Origin of the sequence: Streptomyces sp. WMMC500, assembly GCF_027497195.1 — a bacterium.
Lineage (GTDB): Bacteria > Actinomycetota > Actinomycetes > Streptomycetales > Streptomycetaceae > Streptomyces.
Genome location: NZ_CP114905.1, coordinates 5361274 through 5383124 on the forward strand (window position 1 = coordinate 5361274; position 21851 = coordinate 5383124).

Here is a 21851-nt window from a genome sequence, read left to right on the forward strand (position 1 = left end):
TTCCTCTGCTTCTTCCTCGTCCCACTACACCGCGTCGCGTACGGTCTGCGGCACCGCCGTGTGCAGCGGCAGCACCAGCCCCAGCGGCAGCGCCGCCGCGAACGCCGCCGCCTGGGAGCCGTAGACGGGCCGCACCGCGATGCGGGCGGCGGGTGCCAGGTTGTCCACGGCCGCGGCCGCGTTCGCCAGTTCCCCGGCGGAGCTGACCGTCGCGGTGATCAGCAGGCCGAAGCGGATCACCCCGTGCCCCTGGGCCTGTTCCTCGGTGGTCCGGCGCGCCGAGGTGACCTCGGCGTCGTCGCGGGCCTGCCCGACCTGTGACTGCTGGGCGTTGAACAGGGCGTTCTTGTAGTCCTGTTGGACGACGCGGGCGCCCTCGGCGCGGGTGTGCGGGCGGTAGAGGAGGGTGACCCGCTTGCGGGCTATGTCGCGGTTGGGCTGGACCAGTCCGGTCAGGACGTTGGAGAACACCTCGCCCTGCGGGGCCTCGGTCATGGCCCAGGTCACGCTGAACGCCCCGTCGTGCCGGTAGTGGTCCCAGGCCTCCTGGGCCGCCATGGGGCCGGCCTGATCCCAGGTCAGTCCCGTGCCGCCGGTGGCCCGTGCCTCCTCCACCAGAGGCGCCACGGTCGGGTCGTAGGCGACGCGCACCGACTCGGCGAGCTCGGTCGCGGTCATCGGTACGGCCGCACCGGCGCCGGTCATGGACAGCCCGGCGGTCAGGCCGGGCAGCCGGGTGCCGATGTGCACCGCCATGTCCTCGGCGGTGCGGCGGGGAGTGCCGGGGCGGGCCGCGCCGGAGTACGTCAGGGCGATGCGCGTGGTGATCTGCGCAGAGCCGGCGGGGTAGGCGGACAGGACTTCACTCAGCATCGCCCTGGCGAGGCGGGGGGCGTCGTCGACGGCGGCGTCGATCTCGTGCTGGAGCCGGATCCCGGAGTCGGGGGCGCTCTCCACGGTGACGCTCGCGGCGACGAGGCCCGGCTCGGCGCCCAGGGCGGACAGCCACTGGCCCCAGTGGGCCACCCAGGTGTCGACCTGCTGCTCGTCGACGAGGGCGCCGCCGTCCGCGTCGCAGGCGATGACGGCGGTGTGGTGTCCGGTCGCCGGGATCGTGATCACGGCGAACGGGCGGCCGTAGCCGTCCTGCGCCTCCGTCAGCGTGGACTCGGCGGCCAGGCCGGGCAGTCGGCAGGTGCCGTAGCCGGCCCGGCCGAGCGGGCCCGAGCGGTAGTGGTGGCCACCGGAGGAGGAGGTACGCCACCAGGCCAGCCGCACCGCGCCGCGCTGCATCAGCGTGCGGCCGTGCCGGTCCTTCACCGCGAGCGGGGCCATGAGAAGCACCAGACCGACCGCCACGGCCAGCGCGATCCAGATGGAGATCAGCGTGAGCAGCACCACGACGGCCAGCCCGGAGAACAGCAGCAAGGTCGCCCCCAGGGACAGACCGCGCAGGCCGGAGGTGCGGGGTTTGCGGAAGTTGCCGTAGGTGCGGGGGGTGGGCGCTTCAGTGGCTGCCACGGTGCTCCTCCTGCTGGTCGTCGGTGGGCCGGCGGGACGGCACGGGCACGGGCTCCGGCTCCTCCCGCTCGTACGGGTGCGTCTGCTCGGTGTCCTCCGGATCCCCGGGACGGGCGGGACCCTTCGCGGTGCGCTCGGCGTCCGGCGCCCCGGCCGGCCCCTCCGCGCCGCGGGCGGCGGCGCCCGCCCTTGCGGCGTTGCGCGCCCCGGTGCCGCTCGACCCGGCGGCCCCGACGGCGGCGCCCGGCACCGACCGGCCGGCGGCCAGGCTCCGCAGGTGCGGTACGGACAGCGCCCCGGTGACCGCGGCCGCTCCACCGCCTGCGGCGGACGCCCCGGCGGCCCGGCCCGTTCCCGAGATCGCCGCCTGTGCGACCGGGGCGGCGAACCGCATCAGCGCGGGCAGGGTGAGGCAGGCGAGGACGATCAGCACCACTCCGGAGACCATGGAGACGACCTCGTTCTCCTGCCGCCGGCCGGTCATCGCGAACGCCGCGGCGTAGATCACGGCAGCGGCCGGTTTGTACAGCACGAAGGCGACCAGCCAGCCGGCGAACCTGCGGAACATGACCCGGCCGCCGGCGGTGCCGCTGACCGCCGCCGCCAGGGGCAGCGTGCCGGTGAGGATCACCAGCATGGCCAGGCGCACGATCATCAGCGCGATCTGCGCGACGCTGGCGGCGAGCACCAGGATGGCCATGGTCAGGACGAGGAACGAGGAGTCCGTGCCCCCGAGCGCCAGCATGGCCGAGGTGCGTTTGTCGAACTCCGCGACGCACTCGGCCACCGGCTCCCCGGCGGCGCTGATCTGCCGGCAGCCGGTGGACCTGTCGATGATCCAGACGCTGAACTTGTCTCCCGCCGCGGTCAGCAGATTGACGGTGGCGACCCCGGCCGAGGAGACCACCACCAGGTTGAGCACCCCCTGCAGCGCCTGCCGGGCGGGCTCGCCGCGACGCTGCCAGGCGAGGTGCCCCGCGGCGACCAGCAGACACAGCACGGCCGCGAACGAGGTGAGCCACAGCGTGGAGCCGCGCAGGAACGCGACCGGGCCGCTGTCGTCGCTCAGGTCGGGACCGCCCAGGTCCAACCAGGCGCTGCCGAGCGCCTTGACCGTGGTACTCGCCGCCTGTGCGGCGCTCTCGGCGATGTCGTCGAACGCGCTGCCACCGAGATCCTCCGGTGCCGTACCCGCCCCGTCGCCGACGCAGTAGCCGCCGACCGTCGGGGACACGAAGCCGAAGTCACAGCCCGCCATCACACACCTCCCCATGCGGTGTAGCCGGCGAGGGAGTCGACCGGCGTGGGGGCCGCGGGCTCTGCCGGGTACTCCAGCTTCCAGTCGCCGTCCTGCCACAGCATCGTCGTGGTGGCGGCCTGCATGCGGCCGTCCGGGAACCGCCAGACGGTCTGGATCACCGCCGCGGTGTCGCTGTAGGTGACGAACCTGAACCCGGCGATCTGCCCGTGGGCGCCGTCCTCCGCGTCCGGGGGCGCGGTCTCCTCCGCCGCGGCCCGGTCCTCGATGTAGGCGTCGCGGCCCGCGCCGACGGTCTGGGCGCGAGTCACCTCCATCCAGTCGTCGGCGGCCAGGTAGCGGACGCTGATCTGGCTGCTGGCCAGCAGGGCGCCGACGGGGGTGCGCGCGTAGCAGCGGGCCACGTCCCCGCCGGCCACGGCCGGGCCGGCGGCCTCCGAGGAGGGGAGGGCGACGGCGCGATACAGGGTCCAAGTCACCCCGTCGGGAGCGGCGGTGGGTGTGTCCTGCTGCTCGTCGGCCAACTCGGGGCAGGGGGAGCCGTCGCCGGCGGGCGTGGACCCCGGCGGACGGGCCGTTCCGGCACCGGACGTCTGGGCGGCGGCGGGGTCGTCGGTGCCGGAGTCGTCCGGGCTGACGGCGACCACGGCGCCGATGACGGCGACGAAGCCGATGAACGCGGCGGCGAGGACGAAGCCGGTGCGCAGCCACGGACTGCGCGGCTCGTCGGCCGCGGCGCGGCTGCCTGGCTCTGTCATGGTCGCTTCCTCATGCTCGGTGGGCTCCCCTCAGGTGATGGGTGGTCGGTTGGCCGGTGCCGCAGGTCCGATGGCCGTCTCCTCACCCGCTTGTCACACGAGTGCGCCGACGATGCCGGAGGCGGAGCCGACGAGCACGCACGCACCCAGGACGAAGCCGAGTCCCCTGGCGTGCTCGCGGCCACCTCCCCGGGAGTGGTCGACCGCCATCCGGGCGGCGACGCCGAAGATGCCCGCGACGCACAGAGCGGTGACGGACCAGGCCACCCACTTGAGCACCTTCAGCAGGTCGTCTGCTCCGGGCGGCGGCTCTCCCTCGCCCACGTCCGGCACGCCCGAGGGCTGCGGCGAGGCCGCGGCGAGGTGACCAACATGAGTGACGTACGTGGGGACGTCCGACAGGACGGCCGCCAGCAGACTGGACAACGCGGTTCCCCTCTACACGGGTCGGGTAAGTCGGGTCAGGTCGCGCGCCAGCGGCGCGCACTCCTTGGGCAGGTGCGACAGGGGCGGCTCGCCGAGCCGCCAGTGCTCCACCCACGGGATCTCCCACATCCGGGGCACCGCGCCGGAGACCAGCCGCACCAGGTTCTGGAGGATCTTGGGGCGTCGGCCGGGAACGTCGGCGACGACGACGAGGCCGAGCAGGTCGATGCCGGTGACCATGCCCGAGGCCCACTGCTGCGCGGCGTTCTGCGCGGCCTCGAGGCCGTGCGCGCTGGAGCGGGCGACCAGCACGACCGGTTCGGTCCGCGCGGACGCGGGCCAGGCGCGGCCCGCGTCCCGGCCGCCGGGCACGGCCCGCTCCAGCGTGCTGACACCCGCACCGCCGTGTACGCCCAGCCACCACCAGGCGCGATTGTCGCCAAGTCGCGGCGGAGCGACGGGCAGCGCCTGCTCGGGCGGCGGCACTCCGGCCCCCTGGGGCGCCGCCGGGCCGGTGAGTTCCACCGGCACGCTCTGAACCGATCGACGCGGATGCCCGTTTGTGCTCCCGGAAGTGCGCGGTTGCGGCAGCCAGGGATTGACGACCGGTCCATCCCTTGTCACGAGATCACCCTCTCCTGCCGACACAACGGGTTGAGTATATACATAAGTTACGAATGTAGCGCAAGCGATTATTTCTCTTAAGTACGACATATAGGGCGAGTTGGGGGTTGGGGATGAGCGGCGACACCGCTCGCGCGAGATCGGCGCTGCTGCTGGCGGGCGGGGCCGTCCTGGGGCTGCTCGGCTCGGTGGTCGGCCTGTCGGTGGTGGGGGGAGCCGTGGAGCGGCGGGAGGACTCCGCGCCCGTGGGGTTCGCCACCGCGCTCGACGCCGGCCGCGTCCCGGACGAGTTCGTGCCGTGGATCGAACGCGCCGGCCGGCAGTGCGCGGAGGTCAGTGCTCCGCTGCTGGCCGCGCAGATCCAGGCGGAGTCCGGCTGGAATCCCGACGCGGTCAGCCCCGCCAGTGCCCAGGGGCTGAGCCAGTTCATCCCCGGTACCTGGGAGACGTGGGGGGTGGACGCGGCGGGCAAGGACGGCAGTCCCCGACCGGACGGCGTCGCCGACCCGTTCACTCCGGGCGACGCCATCATGACCCAGGCCCGCTACGACTGCTGGCTCGCCGGCAAGGTCGAGGATCTGGGCCTCGGCGGCGACACCACACGGCTGCTGCTCGCCGCGTACAACGCCGGCCCCGGTGCGGTCGAGGAGTACGGCGGCGTGCCGCCGTACCCGGAGACCCAGGCCTACGTCGCCACGATCATCGAGTCGATGGCCGACTTCACCGGCGGCGCGCCGGCCGAGGAGGACGGCGGCGCGTTCGGCGACCGGGTGGTGGCCCACGCGAAGGAATGGCTCGGCACCCCGTACTCGTGGGGCGGCGGAGGCCCCGAGGGCCCTTCCCGCGGGTTCGCGCAGGGCGCGGACACGGTCGGGTTCGACTGCTCCAGCTTCGTCCAGTACGCGGTCTACCACGCCAGCGGCGGTCGCGTACTGCTGCCGCGGGTCTCCCAGCTCCAGGTCACCGAGGGCGTGCCGGTGCCGCGCGAGGACATGCGCCCCGGTGACGTCATCGGGTTCAACCAGCACGGCAGCTATGACCACATCGGCATCTACCTCGGCGGCGGGCAGCTCATCCACGCGCCGAAGACCGGTGACGTGGTCAAGATCAGCGACCTCGACGAGCCCTACTACGACGGCATGCCCCAGATTGTGAGGCGCTTCGGATGACTCCCTCCCGCACGCGCGGTGCCACCGCGGCGGCCGCGACGGCACTCGCGGCCGTCCTCGCCGCGGCGGGGTGCGGTTCCGGCACCGACGGCGGGCGGCAGGGGCCCGCGACGCCCTCGGCTCCCGCCGCGACCGGCACCGGCCCGTACCCGGTCCCGTCCGACGCCGCCGAGGCCGCGCCGCTGCCCGCGGGCTCGGGGGGTGGTACGCCCAAGGGAGGCGTCCCCCGGCCGGACGACGTCGACCAGACCGACGCCGACGCGGTCAGCAAGGGCGCCCTCACGGTGATGAGGACGTTCGACACCGCCGTCGACCGCGGCCCGTCCGACGCCGAGGCGCGGGCCGCGAGCGCGGGCTGGCTGACCCACGCGTACGCGACGAGCCTGAGCGAGCACCGGTCCCGCTCGGCCCCCGGCGCCCAGTGGCGGGAGTGGGCCGGCCACCGTGCCTACACCACCGCCGCGTTGGAGAAGACCGAGGACGCCGCCAAGCCCGCCGACACCGACACCGATGCCTGGCGCCAGTGGGCCGTCACCACCACCCCCCGCGGGCGCGACGGATGGACGGGCGAGCCCGCCACCGTCCCGGCGTACGTGCACCTCACGCGCAAGGCAGCCGGCGAAGCGTGGCGGGTTGACGACGTCCTCTTCCAGTAGCCGGACCCCATGGCCCCGGATCCCGAAGCCCGCACAGCCACACCGCCGGAGGAATCCCTCATGCAAACGACACGCGAGTCCACCGAGTTCACGGAGTCCACGGACGTGCCCTCGTGGCCGGTCTACGCCCTCACCGTGCACGACGACGGACGGATCACCGCCTCTGGTCCGCTGGTGCCGGTCGCCGGGCACCCCACCCGCGCCGCGGCCGTCGCCGAGGTGGCCGCCGCGGCCGCCCGGCTCGGCCGTGCGGTGCGGGCCGAGGCCACCGAGGCGGACGGCACCGTGTGGCACCTGGTCATCTCGCCCGACGGAGCGGTGGGGGAGCTCCCGGGCGGTGCACAACGCGGCAAGGCACCGAGCGGACGGCGTGCCAGGGCACCCAGGAGACGCGACGACCGGCCTCCTGCCGGCGCGCAGCCCGAGTCCGGCGCGTACGCCGAGTCCCTGGCCCAGGTCACGGAACACCTGAAGGCGGGCCGTATCGACGAGGCCGCCACGCTCGCCGCGCGGCTTGACGAGCAGGCTTCCGGCAGCCTCGGGGTATCCGACTCCGACGCCCTGCGCATCCGCGAGGTCCGCGCCCGCGTCACCGCGGTGGCCGGGGACGCCGTCGGCAGCCTGAAGCTGTTCCGCGACATCGCCGAGCGATGGCACTACCGGGGGGAGGGTGAGCGGGCCGAGGCCGCGGCGACCCGCGCGGAAACCCTCTGGATGGGGATCACGGACGTGGACACCGCGTTGTCCGCCGGGGACGCCATGATCCGCCTGCGCAACCAGCTTCCGGGCGAGACGGGAGAGGCGCTCGCCGCCGTACTGGAACACCAGGCGCGGCTGACCGCGGCCCGCGACGAGGGCGGACCGCAGCCGCAGCGCCGGCCGGCCGCACCGGCATCCTCTCCACCCGCGCCCTCCGCGGTGGACCTTCCCGCCGCGACGTCAGCCACGGTGGATCCGGCCGGCGCGGTGCAGCCGCGGCGTCCGATGCGTTCCTGGGAGCGGCCGGCGCAGGACATCCCGGCGGCGACATGACACGCCCCGGGGCGGGCACGGGTCACGCCGCGGACGAGTGCGCCCAGGCCGGCTTCCCGTCGGTCTCCCCGGCGGCCGTCTCCACGATGCCCAGGGCCATGCGCATCGCCCGCACCGCGTGGTACAGGCGCGACTTGACGGTGCCCGGCGGGATGCCGAGCACGAGGGCCACCTCGCGCGTCGACCTGCCGGTGTAGTAGGTCTCGTACAGCACCTCCCGGTGCTTGGGCGACAGCGTCCGGAACGCGTCCTTGAGGATCATCGAGGACAGCACTCGGTCGATGTCGTCGCTCTTCGCCAGCAGATCGTCCAGCCAGGCGGTGCCGTCGACCTCCCGGGGCCGGGCCATGCGCAGCCGGTAGTCGTCGACGACGAGATTGCGGGCCACCCGGAACAGCCACGGCCGCAAGGGCTCGTCGCCCTCCAGGTCCTGAGTCCGCCAGCAGCGCAGCAGAGCCTCCTGCACCACGTCCTCGGCTTTGTGGCGATCGCCTCCCAGCAGTCGCAGCACGTAGCTGTGCAGCGGGCCGGCCTGTTCTTCGTACAGCGTGCGCAGCGCTCGTTCCCGGGCGGGGACAGATCCCGTGGAACCGATGACGGTCCAGCTCAAGGTCGCACTCCTTCACTCCACGGCCTCGTGGGCGGAGGCCAGGCTCGGGGACCGTGGTCAGTGGCCCCGCTGTGCCGGAGTTTTGCGACCGGTGTTCCACACCGCCTTGACGACCGGTTTACGACGCGGCCGGCCCGCACGCGGCACAGCCCGCCGGAGCCAGGTAACGCACCCCGGCACAGCGCCGGACCTCCACCGCGGCACCCCCGCGGTCGCCGACCGTTGACCTGCGCCTTTCGCTCTCAGGCCGCTCCGGTCCCGCGGGTGGACGCCACGGCGCCGAGGGCGTGCATACGGCGATTGACGACGTGCAGCACGTCGGTGTCCTGCGCTGTCGGACCGCCCTGTGCGGCGAGCGTGGACCACACGTCGAGCAGCGCCCGGCCCTGGTCGACGGCGGACGGCACGTCGTCGATCTGCTGCCACGCGGCAACCGCACGCCTCAGCTCCTCGTGGGCCCGGGGGTCGCCCAACCGGTGGCGGATCCGGGTGAGTTCGAGGCCGGTGGCCGTGGCGAAGCGATGGTTCCCGCTCCGGTGGGCGACGAATGCCTCCAGGGCGCGCGCTTCGACGGTGTAAGGGTGCTCGGCGCCGAAGGTGCGCACGGTGTGCTGCCGCAGCCGGAAGGCGATCGCCGCCGCCCGCTCCGGCCTGCCGGTGTCCAGGGAGTCGGTGACGAGTCCGGCGAGTTCGGCGAGTTCGGCGGGGACGTGTGCCGGGAGCGGCATGGTGGCGCCGGCGGGCGGCGGTACGTCGGCGGTCCGCGGCCCGGCGGCGGACGGGGGCTCGGGAGACGGCCGTTCGGCCGCCGGCGTGCCGGGCGGGGAATCCGCGGCGGGCGGCCGGGGTTCGGGCTTGTGCGCTTCGCCGTGTTCTTCCTGGCCCAGGATCCGGCTGGAACCGTCAGGGGCGACCTCGACATGGGTGATCGCGCCCTCGTTCCGGTCGAGGATCGCCGCCTCGACCGGCTCGCCCCGGTCCTGTGCGCGGCGCTGCATCGCGTCGAGCACTGCGGCGTGGACCGGTTCGCCGGGGGGAACGCGGAGGGGCTGGCCGTCGACGAGCGCGCTACCGTCGCGGCGGATGAGCACCGCGAGGGGGGACGGCGGCCACGGCAGCGTGTCGTCGTATGCGTCGTGTACGTCCTGGTCCTGCTGGTTCTGGCGGCTCCGTCTGCCGAACACGTGGTGGCTCCTCGCTGTGCGGGTCAGGGTCCTTCCGGTTGCTGTGCGGGTCACAGGTCGTCCGGGATGTCCTCGGGCCCGGAGGGGAACGGCGACGGGGAGGGGTATGTCTCTCCATCCGGGGGTTTCTCGACGCCGGCGTAGAAGGGGAACGAGGCCCTGACGCCGAAGACGTAACCGTTCGTCTCGGAGCCCTTCGGGATCCCCTTCGCATCCTTGATCACATCGAGGCCCGCGTCGTACGCGGCCAGGGTCAGGTCGAGGGGGTCCCCCTCGACCTGACCGTTGTTGAGCAGCACGCGGATCTCCTCGGCCAGTGAGCACATGTACTTGCCCTGCGCCACGATCGAGTCCTCGGGGTCCATGGCCGAGGTCTCGTCGTTGTCGTCCTCGTCCTCGCCGAACTCGTCGAACTTGTCCGGTGGTAGCTGGGAGATGCCCTCTTCCCCGTTGGGGCCGACCAGCTTCTCGTTCCACCCGGACTCGGTCTGGATCTGCGCGGCGATGACGACGGGGCCGATCTCGGTGCACTCCCGTCCGGCCTTCCGGACCGCCGCCAGCAAGTCGGCGGGCACGGACGGGGCGTACAGCTCCTGCTTGCCGTTGCCCTCGACGACCTCCTGGACCCTGTCGTCGCCTCCGCCTCCGCCTCCGCCTCCGGCGTCGCAGATGGGGATGACCTTGCAGAAGATCACAAGGGGCCAAAAGGTCTTTGCAATTCCAAGCAGAACAAATGTCGTGATAGGGACCATGGTGACGAAAATGATGGCAAAGACGCAGCCCAGGGCCTTCGTGGCGCCGACGGCGATCAGCAGGATGTTCACCGGGTTGGGGCCTGACTCCTCCTCGGCCATGGCGGTCACCTCCCCTTCGCTCGATGTTCGACCGGCCGCACGACACGGATCCCGGCTGCCTTGAACCGCGCCGCCACTTTTCCCGTGGTGGGCGGTGCGACGGATCAACGCGAGCCCGCATGCCGCAACGGACACGGCGGCTGATCAGTTCAAAGCCGATCCGCGCAGTACGCGAAGCGAACGAAGAAGCCAGGGAAGGGGGAGGCACATGGGTGTCCCTTCGGCGCCGTCCGCCGGCTCCCAGATGTGGGTCCGCGGACCGACCACGCAACCGGACGAGCCGCTCCCGGCCGGGCACACGCCGACGCCGACCACGCGGACTCCGGCGTCGGTTCCGCAAGCGTCGGCGCCGACCGCGCCGATTCCGCAGGTCCCCGCGCCGACCGCGCCGATCCCGCGGGTCCCGGCGCGGACCGCGCCCGCCGCGTCACCGGGGCGCTCGGCGCCGGACACCGCGTTCTGGCCCGCGGAACCGGCCGAACGCACGCCGCCGCGGCCCCAGAACCATCAGGTCACCTGGGTCAGCGCGCACGGCGGCGCCGGCGCGAGCACGCTCGCGCGCGCGCTCGGCGGCGCGGACGTGGGCCGCCGGTGGCCCGACCGGGCCGAGGGCGAGCCCGGGCGGATACTGCTCGTCGCGCGCACCCACGCCGCGGGCATCCGGGCGGCGTCCCAGACGCTGAACGCGCTGCGCATGGCCGAGCACCCGGCGGGGGTGGAACTCCTCGCCGTCGTGCTCGTCGCCGACGCGCCGGGGCGGCTTCCGCGCGAGCTCGGCCGGCGGGTGCGCGTGCTGCGCTCGGCGGCGGAGGTCCGCCGCATTCCGTGGATCCCGGCCTGGCGCGTCGGCCGGGAGACCGAGGGGCTGCCGCGGGAAGTGCGCGCGCTGGCCGCGCTCGTCTCGGCCCCGGCCGGGCGTGCGGGGAGACCGCGATGAACCTGCTGGACGCCGGCACCCTCGCGAGCCCGATCGATCCCGACGAGTTCAAGCCGGGCGCGGACTGCGAGGTCAACCCGAACTGTCAGTTCGACCCCGTCGCCAGCGGAGCGGGGGACCTGCTGGGCCTCCTCGCGTGGGTCGTGACGGCCTGTGCCGTGGGGGGGCTGCTCATCCTCGGCATCCAACTGGCCTTTCAGTTCCGCCGCGGCGAACCGGGCGAGGGTGCGCACATTTACCGAGGGGGCGTCATTGTGATGGGCGCCTGCATCCTCGGAGCCACCGCGGGGCCGCTCGTCGAATACCTGGTGGATCCCTATCTCGTCAACAAATAGCAGTACTTCGTCCCCGACTCATCCTCACACCGGAGAAACCCATGAAGACCATCCTGTCCTCTGTCTACAAGAACGGCCACCGCTACCTCGCCCAAGAGGGCACCGGGGACGTCCCCACGGTGGAGCGGGAAGCCCCGACGGAGCTCACCGACGCGGTCGGCACGGTGCTGGGCATCGCCGCCTGGGCCGGCACCGCCGCCGGCGTGGTGGGCATCATCATCACCGGAGTCATGATGGCCGTGTCGATGAAGCGAGGTGAGGGCTCCGAGCACATGAGCCGTCTGGGCATGGTTCTGGGCGGCTGCATCCTGGTAGCCACGGCCGGGCCTATCGTCACGTTCTTCTTCGGTGACCAGGAGGGGGGCGAAGGCTAGGCGCTGAGTGCGGGATAAGGCATCGACATGTTCGGCCCCTGGAAACGCAAAAAGGCTCCGCCGGACGGGCCCTTCTACAAGCAGCGCGGCTGGATCAACGCCGCCGCTTTCCTGGGCTTTATGGTGGTCATTTCGATCGTGGGCATTCTGACGAGCGACCCGAGCGACCCGAGCGGGCGGGACGCCGATGCCGCAGCCGAAGACCAGGGGGCGTTGGACGGGGTCGTCGGGCCGCTGTCCCCCGGCGATCCGCTGCAGGTCCGAGAGGGTCCCGGCGGGCGACCGGAAGGCTGCGCCACCGACGACCGGGACACCGCCCAGCCGACCGCCGCTCCGGAGGACGTCGAGTGGAAGAAGCTCGGCGACCCCACGGTGCCCGTCTCGCGGTCGGCCGGGCCCCTTCGGTTCGACGCGGGGGTGTGGTGGTGCTTTGCCCGCACGCCCGTGGGAGCGGTGATGGCGGCGCACGTCATTCCGGTCGAGTTGAACGGCACCGCCTGGCGGACCGTGGCCGAACAGCAGGTCGTGCCCGGCGAGCCACGTGACACGTTCGTCCGCGAACGGGAGGCGACCGAGGGGACGGATCCGGGGAACAGCACCGTCCCGCGGTTCGCGGGCTTCTCCCTGACGTCGTACTCGGTGGACGCCGCGACCGTGCGGCTGCTCGTCGCGGACGGCGTCGGCGGCCACGTGTCGATGTCGGTGACCGTGCGCTGGCGAGACGGTGACTGGAAGGTGGCGCCCCAGGCCGACGGGGACGCCTATTCGCCGGGGACCCAGGCGACGCCTGAAGGTTTCGTCAGTTGGGGAGCGTGACATGGCACAACATGACCTCGAGTACCTCGCGCAGGACGAATATGACATCGGCGACAAGTGCACAGGTGGCCTCGACTTCTTCAAGCTGATCTTCGGTGACCCCGTCGACGAGATCATGAAGGAGATCGGCAGGATCGCGATGCGCGGTGCGCTGGAGATCTTCCAGGGAATCGGCAACCCCTCGACGGTGGACGCGGATTCGTCGGAAACGATCACCAGCGAAATACGGTGGCTGATCATCTATCTCGCGATCGGATCACTCCTTTTCTCCGCCGCCAAGATGGCTCTGGACCGCCGCGCCGAAGCGGGCCAGACGGCGATCAAGGGCCTGCTGCGCGTCGTCGTGGTCAGTGCTGCGGCGACCACCGTGATCGTCATGTTCGCCGACCTCATGAGCTCGTACTCCGATTACCTGTTCGCCAAGGCTCTCTCACAGCTCCTGCGAGGCATCAACTGCTCGGGTGTCCACCCCATGCTGCTGCTGATCATCGGGTGTCTCCTGATCATCGCCGGCATCATCCACACGATCCTGCTGTACATCCGGCTCGGCGTGATGATCATCCTGATGGGCACGCTCCCCCTCGCCGCCGCCGCGTCCATGACGGAATGGGGCGGCACGTGGTGGCGCAAGCACCTCGGCTGGATGGTCGCCTGGCTGCTGTACAAGCCCCTGATCGGTCTCATCTTCTACTCGGGCGCCGTCATGATCTACAGCTCGAACGAGGAACGACAGGAAGACGTGCAGATCGCGGGCATGGGCGTGCTGCTGCTCTCGGCCATCGCCCTGCCGGCGCTGATGAGGGTGATCGTCCCGGCGACGGCCGCCCTCGGCGGCGACTCGGTCGGCCAGCAGACCATGGGCGTCGTCGGCGGCGCCGCCTCCGGCGCGAAGTCGCTCGCCGAGGCGGGTGGCAAGGCCGCCACCGGTGCCATCGCCGGCGGCCCGGCCGGAGCCGCGGCCGGAGCCGCAGGCGGAGCTGCCAAGGCCGCCGCCGGCGCCGCAGCCGGCGGCGCGGGCGGCGGTGAAGGCGGCGGCGAAGGCGGTGGCTCCAAGGGCGGCTCCGGAGGCGGTGGCCCCAAGGGCGGTTCCCAAGGCGGCGGTTCCGAAGGCGGTTCCGGAGGCGGTTCCGGAGGCGGCGGCGGAGGCGGAGGCGGGTCAGGTCGCCAGATGGCCGCCAAGGGCGTCGGCGCCGGCATCACCGCCGCGATCGGCGTGGCGTCCTTCGTGGCGCAGCGGGCCAAGGGCTCCGCGGACGTCGCCAGGAGCGGGATCGAGGGCGCCAACCAGGACGACGGGCGCTGAACCGCTGCCCTGCTGGACTTCCGCCCACGATCCCCTGACCTCAAGGGAGAACAGGTACCCCATGTCCACCGAAGCCGCCCACGTCGACCCCACCTACGGCAACTGGCGCCGGCCCAGGCGACCCGGCCTGGGGCCGTTCGGGCTCCTCGGCACCGTCGGGCTGTTCGGCGGGATCATCATCGATCTGATGGCCTCGCTGATCTCGCTGACGTTCACGCTGGCGCTCGTCGTACTCCAGGCGTTCATCCTCCTGCCGCTCGCCGTGCGCACCCAGGACGGGCGCAACGCCTACCAGCTCGTCGCCATGCGCATCGGCTGGTTCCAGCGCAAGGCCAAGGGCGTGACCACCTACGTCTCCGGCCCGCTGTCGCCGCGGCCGGGCGGCAAGTTCCGCCCGCCGGGGCTGCTCAGCCGGGTCAACGTCCTGGAGGGCAGGGACGCCTACGACCAGCCCTTCGGCGTGCTGCACCACCGCAGCCGCAACCTGTACACCGTCGTACTGGGCTGCGACCCGGACGGCGGCTCCCTCGTCGACCCCGACCAGATCGACAACTGGGTGGCGGCCTGGGGCCACTGGCTGGCCCGGCTCTCCAGTGAACCGGGTCTGCGCGGAGCCTCCGTGGTGGTGGAGACCGCTCCGGACACGGGGACCCGGCTGGCCGCCGAGGTGCTGCCGCGCATCAGCCCGGACGCCCCGCCGGCGGCACGGGCCGTGATGGAGGAGGTCGTCGAGCGCTACCCGACCGCCTCGTCGGAGATGCACACCTACCTCGCACTGACCTACGGCGCGCCCCCCGGGCAGCGGCGCGGTGCCGAGGACATCATCGCCGACCTCGCCACCCGCATCCCCGGCCTGCTCGCGGGCGTGGTCGGCGCGGGTGGCGGGCCCGCCGTCCCGCTGTCGGCCGAGCGCATCGCCGAGGTCGTCCGGGTGGCGTACGACCCGGCCGTGGCGGGGGACGTCCTGGAGGCCCGCGCCTTCCATGGCGGCACCGGCCTGGAGTGGGAGGACGCCGGTCCCGCGGCGGCCGTCGAAACGGCCACCGCCTACCAGCACGACTCGGGGGTGTCGCGGACCTGGATGCTCACCCTCGCGCCGCGGGGCACCGTGCGCGCCCAGGTGCTGCGCGGACTGCTGGAGGACGCGCCCGGCACCCGGCGCAAGCGGGTGGCGCTGCTGTACCGGCCGATCGACCCGGCGACCTCGGCCCGCATCGTCGAGGCCGACCGGCGCGCCGCGCAGTTCATGGCCACCTCCAAGCGCGGCCTGGTGCAGGCGCGCGCGGCCAACGAGGTACGCGCCGCCGAGCAGACGGCGGTGGAGGAGGCGACCGGGGCCGGCCTGGTGGAGTTCTCACTGATGGTCACGGTCACGGTGGACAGCGAAGCCGAGGTGGCGGACGCGACCACGACCGTGCGCAACCTGCTGGCCGGGGCACGGCTGTCGATGCGCCCGGCCGACCGGATGCAGGCGGCGGCGTTCAGTTGCACGCTGCCGACCGGGATCCTGCCCTGGGAGTACACGCTGGTGCCGCGCGAGATGAAGGAAGCGCTGTGAAGTCCGAGACGAAGATGCCCGCCGGACCCCGCACCGACCCGCCCAGCCCGCGCGGCTGGCCCGGACCCGGCGGCGGCCAGGTCGCCAACATGGACCCGCCGACGATGTGGCGCGCCACCACCGTGCAGGCATGCGGGCTCTGGCCGTTCGCGGCGGGCTCCGGCGCGCCCATGACCGGAGTCCCGCTGGGCCAGCACCTGTTCACCGGCGCCACCGTGTGCGGCGACCCGCTGTCGTGGTTCACCCGCGCCCAGTACATCTCCAACCCCTCGCTGTTCATGCTCGGCATGCCGGGCCTGGGCAAATCCACCCTGGTCAACCGCATGCTCATCGGGCTGGCCGCGACCGGAGTGGTCCCGCTGGTGCTCGGCGACCTGAAGCCCGACTACGCCGACACCGTGCGCGCCCTGGGCGGCCAGGTCCTGTCCATCGGGCGCGGGGTGGGCGGCATCAACGTCCTCGACCCCGGCGCCATGGGCGCCGCCGCGAAGCGCATCGGCGGCGAGGCCGGGCGGACGCTGGCCGTCGAAACGCACGGCCGCGTCCTGAACATGGTCGCCGCGCTCATCACCATCGTGCGCGACCGCGCCATCGACGACCACGAGCAGTCGGTGCTTTCCGCGGCGCTGCACCACCTGCGCGAGCGCACGCCGCCGGACCGCCAGCCCCTGCTGCCGGACCTGCTGCGGATCCTCGCCGAAGGCCCCGACCGGGTACGGGCGGTGACCCTGGACCGCGGCGACGAGAGCCGCTACCGCGACGCCGTGGACCCGCTGCACCGTTCGCTGCTGGGCGTGCTGGACGGGCCCCTCGGGGACACGTTCGGCTCGGAGACCTCCACCCGTATCGACCTGGACGCCCCGGCGGTGTGCGTGGACATCTCCCGGATCGGCGAGGCGGACACGCAGCTCACCGCGGCGGCGATGCTCGCGGCCTGGTCCGACGGCCTGGGCACGGTGGCCGCCTCGCACGCCCTGGCGGACGCCGGGCTGCGGCCGCGGCGCTGGTTCTTCACCGTGCTCGACGAGCTGTGGCGGCCGCTGCGCGCCGCCTCCGGCATCGTGGACCGCATCGACGCCCTGACCAGGCTGAACCGCACCCTCGGCCTGGGCGACGCCAAGATCACCCACACGCTCAAGGACGCCGAGGCGCTGGGCACCGACGCCGACCGCGTCAAGGCACGCGGCTTCGTCGAACGCGCCGGCATGGTGGTGTGCGCGGGGCTGCCGCGCCAGGAGATGGAGGAGCTGGGCCGGGTCGTCGGCCTGTCCCGGCGGGAGATCGACCTGGTCTCCTCCTGGTCCTCGCCCCCGGGCTGGGCGGCGTACGGGGAGCGTGAGGCGCCCCCCGGCCGGGGCCGGTTCCTGATCAAGGTCGGTGGCCGGCCCGGCATCCCGATCCAGGTCGCCATCACCGACACCGAGCGGCACCTGCACGACACCAACAAGCGCTGGGCACCGAACAAGCCGGTCGCCGAGAGCGCGTCGGGACGCGTCCCCGACCTCTCCAAACAGCCGGCGGCGGCCGGGAGGCGAAACCCGTGAGCGGCAGCGCGGCCGGCGGCCGGACGTACGGCAGCGAGCTGATGCCCTGGGCCGTCGTCATGGTGACGGGCGTGGGCGCGGTGGTGTTCGGCGGCACGTGGCTCGGCGGGTCCCTGGGCGCCGTGCTGACCGGGGCGGGCTGGGACCCTCCGCCGTTCACCATGTCGACGTTCACCACCCTGCTCACCGACGGTCCTGCGACGCTCTGGCCGGACGCGTCACCGGCCGCCGTGACCGCCGGCATCGTCCTGGTCTTCGGCTCGGCCGGCGCCGTCGGCGTACTGGCCGTGCACCGGGTGATCCGGTTCACGAACCGGTCCAAGGGCCTGGCCGGGAAGCGGGAGCTGGCGGCGCTGTGCCCGGACGGCATCGCGAAGCGCGCCCGCGACCTGCGCCCCTCGCTCAAGGGCTCGCAGCACCTCCACCCGGACGAGACGGGCAACCTGCTCGGCGACCTCGATCCGAGCGGCCCGGAGCTCCGCTCCTCGTTCGAGGACGTGGAGCTGGACCTGATGGCTCCGCGCGCCGGCAAGTCCACCGGCATCGCCGTCCCGCGGGTACTCCGTGCCCAGGGTGCGGTACTGCTGACCTCCAACAAGTCAGACGTGTACGCCGTCACGCGGGCCGAACGCGAGAAGGCCGGCCGGGTGTGGACGTTCGACCCGCAGGCCATCGCGCACGCCCCGCGCGCGATGTGGTGGGACATCCTCGCCGACTGTCACACCATGGAAGGCGCCCGCCGCCTGGCGGGCCACTTCGTCGCCTCCGTCAACGACGACCAGTCCAAGAAGGACTTCTGGATCTCCGCGGCGCAGAACACCCTCACCGCCCTCTTCCTCGCCGCCGCCCGCGGCCGGGCCTCCCTGCACGACCTGCTGGCCTGGCTCGCCGACCCCGCCGACCGCACGCCGATCGACCTGCTGCGGGACGCCGGCCTGCCCGCCATGGCGGAGCAGTTGCAAGGAACGGTCCGGGGTGCGGTGGAGACCCGTGACGGCATCTACGAAACCGCGCGGCAGTGCGTGGCCTGCCTGCTCGATCCGGAGATCGCAGCCTGGGTGATGCCCGATCCACGGCTCCCGCGGTTCAATCCGCACGAGCACGCACTGGGCCGGGACACCCTGTACCTGCTGTCGAAGGACGGCGGCGGCTCGGCCGCGGGCGTGATCGCGGGCCTGGCCGACGCGACGATGCGGGCGGGCGTGATCGCCGCGGAGCGGATGGGCGGGCGGCTCGACCCGCCGATGACGGCGGTCCTCGACGAGGCCGCCAACGTCTGCCGCATCTCCGACCTGCCCGACCTGTACAGCCACCTCGGCTCCCGCGGCATCAACGTCGTCACCCTGCTGCAGAGTTACCGGCAGGGGAGCCGGGTGTGGGGCGAGGCGGGCATGGACGCGATGTGGAGCGCGGCCACGATCAAGCTCCTCGGCGCGGGCCTGGACGACGCCGACTTCGTGGAGAAGGTCTCCAAGCTCGTCGGCAATGCCGACGTGCGCACCGCGTCGGTCTCCAAGAGCAAGGACGGCACCTCCCGCTCCTACTCCTACCGCCTGGACCCGGTGCTGCCCGCGGACCGTATCCGCGCCCTGCCCAAGGGCACCGCGCTGCTGCTGGCCACCGGCGTACGGCCTGCCCTGATCCGCCTGCGCCCCTGGTACAAGGAGCCCAACGCGGGCGCCATCTCGGCGGCGGCCAACGCCGAGACCGCCGCCATCACCCAACGGGCCGCGCGGTCCTGGTACGGCAGCGCAGAAGCGGGCGCCGCCGGCGCCGCGAGCAGGTGGAACCGGGAGGCTGCGCCGTTGCGAGACGCGGTGCGCCTGGACAAGGACACGACCCGGTGAGGTACTTCAGGAGCGTGATGCCGCTCCATCGGGTACAGAGGTCACGTCGACACCTCGTCCGTGAACACGCTCGCCGGCCGCCGATGCGCGCATCGCGCGCAGTGCCAGAACGATCAGCCAGGTCCACCCGATCACATTGGTCAGGCGCTGCCAGATGCCGAGAGTCTCGGTCGCCCCGGTGGCGACAACGAAGGTCACAGGCATGGCGACGCCGGCCACGAGGGAGTACCAGCGCCAGCGCGGGGTGGCCTGCCATCGCGCGGCCACGAAACAGGCGGCTATGAGGGCTGCGGAGCTGATCGTCCCCACCACGTTGTGGATCATTCCGTGCCAGGTCGCATGGTCGGTCGGTACCGGATCGGACACGAAGACCCCGGCGAGCGCCAGCCCGGCCCCGACCAGGCCGACCAGCACGCCCGTCCAGCGGTTCACCGCCTGCGATATCGCCACGGAGGAGGCGGTGATGAGCAGCCCGGACACGATGAAGTTGACGCTCTGCAACCAGCCGCCGCTGCCGATCTGGGCCTCGCTGACGGCGTCGCGAACGGGGTCGTAATCCGGCTTGACCACATCATTGATGAGGAAGAGCAGGATGAACGATGCGGATCCTGCCACACCGCACCAGAGCAGCCATCGCCGCTCTCCCCCCACATCCGGATTCGTTGACACGGGGATCTCCTTCTCGATCCGGCTCAAGCTGCGCCGTGCGGCGCCTCAAGAGCCTGGGCAGCCTTTCGGACCCGGTCGGACCACGGCGTCGGCGTGAGCGTGGCGGCGTCGATGCAGACGATCGTGCGACTGCCGTGCGCGTACGTGGTGTCCCCGTCGGCCGAGCACACCCGGTAGCCCGCGGTGGACGAGGTGTTACCCACGCGCTCCATCCACAGGTGCACGGCGAACTCACCGAACTTCCTTACGGGGAGGTCGAAGGTGATGGTGAACGTCTTGACGAAATTGAAGGCATCTCCTACGAGACCCGACTCGCCGATGAAGCCACGGTCACCCCAATAGGTCACCCACGCTCGCTCAACCAGCGGCATATAACGGCTGTTGTGCAGCATGCCCATCGAATCCAGATCGTCATAGTTCACGGTGACCGGCACGAGGGTACCGACGTCGGTGCTCGGCAGGTGTGTGTTCTTGTCAGCGTGCGTCATTGTCTTTCTCCTTCTTCTTGGCAGGGGGACGTAGGGAATTCGATGGTGTTCTCCGGATTCCCGAAGCGCCGGCTCTCGTCGTCGTTGACCATGTACTCGACCTCGACCTCGACGCCGCGGGCGCGCAGTGCCTCGACGATCTGGTCGGACTCGGTCTTGGCGACGCGGGCGTCGTTCGTGCCCTGCATCACCATCAGCGGTGTACGAATCCGGTCCACCGCGGACTCCGGCACCGTCCGCAGGTAGGTGGCGAGATTCGGGATACCGCAGAAGTCGATCGCGGCGGCGAAGACGTCGGGGGTGAACGTGACCCCGGCCAGGATGGCGTAACCGCCGTACGAGCCGCCGAGGATGGCGACTCGCTCCCGGTCCGCGTAACCCCGCTCCACCACCCAGTCGACGGCGTCGACGAGGTCGTCGTGCATCTTCCCCGCCAGCGCTCCCGTCCCGGCCTCGGTGAACGCCTTGCCGAAGCCGGACGAGCCGCGGAAGTTGACCTGGAGGACCGCGTAGCCGCGGTTGGCCAGGAGCTGCTCGAAGGGGGCGAAGCCCCAGGTGTCGCGGTGCCACGGCCCCGGGTGGACCAGCAGGACCAGCGGCAGCCCGGCCGGGTCCGCACCCAGGGGCAGCGTCAGGTACGAGGGCAGGGCGAGCCCGTCGCGCGAGTAGACCGTGAGCGGGGTCTTCGGAGCCAGCGCTCCGGGGTCCAGGTGCGGATACGGCCGGAAGAGCAGCCGGCTCTCGCCGGTGGAGTGATCGTAGAAGAAGGTGACACCGGGATCGCGGTCGTGCGTGAAACTGACGACCCAGCGCTGTCCGTCTTCGTCGCCGGAAACGACGGCCAGGTCGCCGTCCGACAGCTTCTCCAGGTTCTCCAGCACGGCGGCGAAGTGCGGGTCGAGCGCGCGGATCACCTGCCGCTCGCCGAGGTAACGCACCCCGGCCAACTCCCCCGTGCGCCGGTCGAGGATGAGCGGCGAAGGGAGGGACGGGAAGGCGGTGTGCCGCGGGTCGAGGTCGAGGACCGGGTGGTCGTCGACCTCGCTCTCCTCCCCGGTGGCAAGGTCGAGCCTGACCAGGCGGGTGCGGTCGCTGCCTCGGTGGGAGCCGATCCACACGCCGGTTCCGTCCGGGGTGACCTGGAACGGCCGGATGCCCAGCGGGTAGTCGGAGCCGTCGAACGTCACGACGGGGTCCCACGTGTCCCTCTCGGCGTCCCACCTCGACAGCTCGATGTCGCCGTCGTCCGTCAGGCCGTGGGCGTACAGATCTCCGCCGGGGGTGTACAGCCAGCCCCCGGCCCGGCCGGGGTTCTGTGCCAGCATCGTCAGCTCACCGGCGGCGATGTCGAGTTCGTAGAGGTCGAACTCCGTGCGCTCCCTGTGATTCAGGTGCAGGAGCGCCTTGCCGGGGCGGGAGGGAGTCGTCTCGAAGCCCGTGGCCCCGGCGCCGGGGAAGGGGGTGAGATCGACCGCCGCGCCGTCCGGGTTCTCCAGATCGACCCGGAAGACGTGGCGGTTCCCGTCATCGTCACCCTCCTGCTCGTAGAGCAGCCACCGCGGGTCGTCCGTCCAGTGGTAGGCCCGCACGCCGCGGTTGTCGCCGGCGGTGACGCAGCGCGCCTCCTCGGGCGCGTCGACGCTCTCCACCCACACGTTCATCCGTCCCCGCCAGGGCGCCAGATAGGTGATCCTGGTGCCGTCGGGCGAGATCGATGCGGCGGTGCGGACGGGTGCGCGGAACAAGTCCTCGACGGCGAGGTGCGGGACCTTGTGCGAAGCGGCGAACATGCGATCACCTCTTCGGGTTCAGGGCTCTGCCGTTGACAAGCACCACGTGGCCGGCGGAGTTTCGGTTCACCGCTTCCGTACGGACCGATGGTGCCCGG

At 72.2% G+C, this 21851-nt stretch carries 22 protein-coding genes; 11 read left to right on the forward strand and 11 right to left on the reverse strand.

What is annotated here, in order from left to right:
* Positions 1–24: 24 nt before the first annotated feature.
* The 5 genes from O7599_RS23130 to O7599_RS23150 form a co-directional block, all read right to left on the reverse strand.
* Positions 25–1521: an SCO6880 family protein gene (locus O7599_RS23130; RefSeq protein WP_281617526.1), complete on the reverse strand. Its 1497-nt coding sequence runs from the start codon at positions 1519–1521 to the stop codon at positions 25–27.
* Positions 1508–2779, reverse strand: a complete 1272-nt coding sequence (locus tag O7599_RS23135) for a hypothetical protein (protein ID WP_281617527.1) — start codon at positions 2777–2779, stop codon at positions 1508–1510. The genes O7599_RS23130 and O7599_RS23135 overlap by 14 nt, the downstream gene beginning before the upstream one ends.
* The gene (locus tag O7599_RS23140) at positions 2779–3537 is read right to left on the reverse strand and encodes a hypothetical protein (RefSeq protein ID WP_281617528.1); all 759 of its coding nucleotides are present in this window, start codon (positions 3535–3537) and stop codon (positions 2779–2781) included. Before O7599_RS23140 ends, O7599_RS23135 begins: the two co-directional genes overlap by 1 nt.
* A 93-nt stretch (positions 3538–3630) precedes the next feature.
* Positions 3631–3963, reverse strand: coding sequence for a hypothetical protein (locus O7599_RS23145; RefSeq protein WP_281617529.1), 333 nt, complete (start codon positions 3961–3963; stop codon positions 3631–3633).
* A 12-nt stretch (positions 3964–3975) separates the two neighbouring features.
* Positions 3976–4494, reverse strand: coding sequence for a DUF6668 family protein (locus O7599_RS23150; RefSeq protein WP_281617530.1), 519 nt, complete (start codon positions 4492–4494; stop codon positions 3976–3978).
* Positions 4495–4700: 206 nt separating this feature from the next.
* On the opposite strand from O7599_RS23150, the gene O7599_RS23155 reads away from it, so the two are divergent.
* Genes O7599_RS23155 through O7599_RS23165 form a run of 3 tightly spaced genes read left to right on the forward strand, consistent with a single transcriptional unit; the run spans position 4701 to position 7444 of the window.
* Positions 4701–5756, forward strand: coding sequence for an NlpC/P60 family protein (locus O7599_RS23155; RefSeq protein WP_281617531.1), 1056 nt, complete (start codon positions 4701–4703; stop codon positions 5754–5756).
* A complete protein-coding gene (locus O7599_RS23160) occupies positions 5753–6412 on the forward strand; it encodes a hypothetical protein (RefSeq protein WP_281617532.1) in 660 nt (219 codons plus the stop codon). The genes O7599_RS23155 and O7599_RS23160 overlap by 4 nt, the downstream gene beginning before the upstream one ends.
* A 60-nt stretch (positions 6413–6472) precedes the next feature.
* The gene (locus O7599_RS23165) at positions 6473–7444 is read left to right on the forward strand and encodes a hypothetical protein (protein WP_281617533.1); all 972 of its coding nucleotides are present in this window, start codon (positions 6473–6475) and stop codon (positions 7442–7444) included.
* A 22-nt stretch (positions 7445–7466) separates the two neighbouring features.
* Here O7599_RS23165 and O7599_RS23170 read toward each other — a convergent pair whose 3' ends face one another.
* The 3 genes from O7599_RS23170 to O7599_RS23180 form a co-directional block, all read right to left on the reverse strand.
* A complete protein-coding gene (locus O7599_RS23170; RefSeq protein WP_281617534.1) occupies positions 7467–8054 on the reverse strand; it encodes a sigma-70 family RNA polymerase sigma factor in 588 nt (195 codons plus the stop codon).
* Positions 8055–8296: 242 nt separating this feature from the next.
* Positions 8297–9238 (reverse strand): hypothetical protein, encoded by a 942-nt coding sequence (locus O7599_RS23175; protein WP_281617535.1) that lies wholly within the window; start codon positions 9236–9238, stop codon positions 8297–8299.
* Positions 9239–9288: 50 nt separating this feature from the next.
* Positions 9289–10092, reverse strand: coding sequence for a transglycosylase SLT domain-containing protein (locus tag O7599_RS23180; RefSeq protein ID WP_281617536.1), 804 nt, complete (start codon positions 10090–10092; stop codon positions 9289–9291).
* Positions 10093–10300: 208 nt separating this feature from the next.
* Between O7599_RS23180 and O7599_RS23185 the strand changes: the two genes are divergently transcribed.
* From O7599_RS23185 to O7599_RS23220, 8 genes are all read left to right on the forward strand, one after another.
* Positions 10301–11029 (forward strand): DUF6668 family protein, encoded by a 729-nt coding sequence (locus O7599_RS23185; RefSeq protein ID WP_281617537.1) that lies wholly within the window; start codon positions 10301–10303, stop codon positions 11027–11029.
* Positions 11026–11364: a hypothetical protein gene (locus tag O7599_RS23190; RefSeq protein WP_281617538.1), complete on the forward strand. Its 339-nt coding sequence runs from the start codon at positions 11026–11028 to the stop codon at positions 11362–11364. The genes O7599_RS23185 and O7599_RS23190 overlap by 4 nt, the downstream gene beginning before the upstream one ends.
* A gap of 41 nt (positions 11365–11405) precedes the next feature.
* Positions 11406–11738, forward strand: coding sequence for a hypothetical protein (locus O7599_RS23195; RefSeq protein WP_281617539.1), 333 nt, complete (start codon positions 11406–11408; stop codon positions 11736–11738).
* Positions 11739–11765: 27 nt separating this feature from the next.
* On the forward strand, positions 11766–12554 hold the full coding sequence (locus O7599_RS23200; RefSeq protein WP_281617540.1) for a hypothetical protein: 789 nt from the start codon (positions 11766–11768) through the stop codon (positions 12552–12554).
* Position 12555: 1 nt separating this feature from the next.
* On the forward strand, positions 12556–13857 hold the full coding sequence (locus O7599_RS23205; protein ID WP_281617541.1) for a hypothetical protein: 1302 nt from the start codon (positions 12556–12558) through the stop codon (positions 13855–13857).
* Between the two features lie 61 nt (positions 13858–13918).
* Positions 13919–15415 carry an SCO6880 family protein gene (locus O7599_RS23210; protein ID WP_281617542.1) on the forward strand — a complete coding sequence of 499 codons (1497 nt, stop codon included), beginning with the start codon at positions 13919–13921 and terminating at the stop codon, positions 15413–15415.
* A gap of 14 nt (positions 15416–15429) precedes the next feature.
* Positions 15430–16959 (forward strand): ATP/GTP-binding protein, encoded by a 1530-nt coding sequence (locus O7599_RS23215; RefSeq protein ID WP_281623481.1) that lies wholly within the window; start codon positions 15430–15432, stop codon positions 16957–16959.
* A 41-nt stretch (positions 16960–17000) separates the two neighbouring features.
* Positions 17001–18806: a type IV secretory system conjugative DNA transfer family protein gene (locus O7599_RS23220; protein WP_281623482.1), complete on the forward strand. Its 1806-nt coding sequence runs from the start codon at positions 17001–17003 to the stop codon at positions 18804–18806.
* 6 nt (positions 18807–18812) lie between these two features.
* On the opposite strand, the gene O7599_RS23225 is transcribed toward O7599_RS23220, so the two are convergent.
* The 3 genes from O7599_RS23225 to O7599_RS23235 are packed head-to-tail and all read right to left on the reverse strand — an operon-like array spanning position 18813 to position 21753.
* Positions 18813–19475, reverse strand: coding sequence for a DUF998 domain-containing protein (locus O7599_RS23225; RefSeq protein WP_281617543.1), 663 nt, complete (start codon positions 19473–19475; stop codon positions 18813–18815).
* Positions 19476–19498: 23 nt separating this feature from the next.
* A complete protein-coding gene (locus O7599_RS23230) occupies positions 19499–19963 on the reverse strand; it encodes a hotdog domain-containing protein (protein WP_281617544.1) in 465 nt (154 codons plus the stop codon).
* Entirely contained in the window at positions 19960–21753 is a 1794-nt protein-coding gene (locus O7599_RS23235) for a prolyl oligopeptidase family serine peptidase (RefSeq protein WP_281617545.1), read from the reverse strand. The genes O7599_RS23230 and O7599_RS23235 overlap by 4 nt, the downstream gene beginning before the upstream one ends.
* Between the last annotated feature and the right edge of the window lie 98 nt (positions 21754–21851).

Excerpts from the sequence above, each read along its gene's own strand:
- O7599_RS23135 (WP_281617527.1), bottom strand. The coding sequence starts at position 2,779 with ATGGCGGGCTGTGACTTCGGCTTCGTGTCCCCGACGGTCGGCGGCTAC.
- O7599_RS23140 (WP_281617528.1), bottom strand. The coding sequence starts at position 3,537 with ATGACAGAGCCAGGCAGCCGCGCCGCGGCCGACGAGCCGCGCAGTCCG.
- O7599_RS23155 (WP_281617531.1), top strand. The coding sequence starts at position 4,701 with ATGAGCGGCGACACCGCTCGCGCGAGATCGGCGCTGCTGCTGGCGGGC.
- O7599_RS23160 (WP_281617532.1), top strand. The coding sequence starts at position 5,753 with ATGACTCCCTCCCGCACGCGCGGTGCCACCGCGGCGGCCGCGACGGCA.
- O7599_RS23165 (WP_281617533.1), top strand. The coding sequence starts at position 6,473 with ATGCAAACGACACGCGAGTCCACCGAGTTCACGGAGTCCACGGACGTG.
- O7599_RS23180 (WP_281617536.1), bottom strand. The coding sequence starts at position 10,092 with ATGGCCGAGGAGGAGTCAGGCCCCAACCCGGTGAACATCCTGCTGATC.
- O7599_RS23185 (WP_281617537.1), top strand. The coding sequence starts at position 10,301 with ATGGGTGTCCCTTCGGCGCCGTCCGCCGGCTCCCAGATGTGGGTCCGC.
- O7599_RS23190 (WP_281617538.1), top strand. The coding sequence starts at position 11,026 with ATGAACCTGCTGGACGCCGGCACCCTCGCGAGCCCGATCGATCCCGAC.
- O7599_RS23195 (WP_281617539.1), top strand. The coding sequence starts at position 11,406 with ATGAAGACCATCCTGTCCTCTGTCTACAAGAACGGCCACCGCTACCTC.
- O7599_RS23200 (WP_281617540.1), top strand. The coding sequence starts at position 11,766 with ATGTTCGGCCCCTGGAAACGCAAAAAGGCTCCGCCGGACGGGCCCTTC.
- O7599_RS23205 (WP_281617541.1), top strand. The coding sequence starts at position 12,556 with ATGGCACAACATGACCTCGAGTACCTCGCGCAGGACGAATATGACATC.
- O7599_RS23210 (WP_281617542.1), top strand. The coding sequence starts at position 13,919 with ATGTCCACCGAAGCCGCCCACGTCGACCCCACCTACGGCAACTGGCGC.
- O7599_RS23215 (WP_281623481.1), top strand. The coding sequence starts at position 15,430 with ATGCCCGCCGGACCCCGCACCGACCCGCCCAGCCCGCGCGGCTGGCCC.
- O7599_RS23220 (WP_281623482.1), top strand. The coding sequence starts at position 17,001 with ATGCCCTGGGCCGTCGTCATGGTGACGGGCGTGGGCGCGGTGGTGTTC.
- O7599_RS23230 (WP_281617544.1), bottom strand. The coding sequence starts at position 19,963 with ATGACGCACGCTGACAAGAACACACACCTGCCGAGCACCGACGTCGGT.
- O7599_RS23235 (WP_281617545.1), bottom strand. The coding sequence starts at position 21,753 with ATGTTCGCCGCTTCGCACAAGGTCCCGCACCTCGCCGTCGAGGACTTG.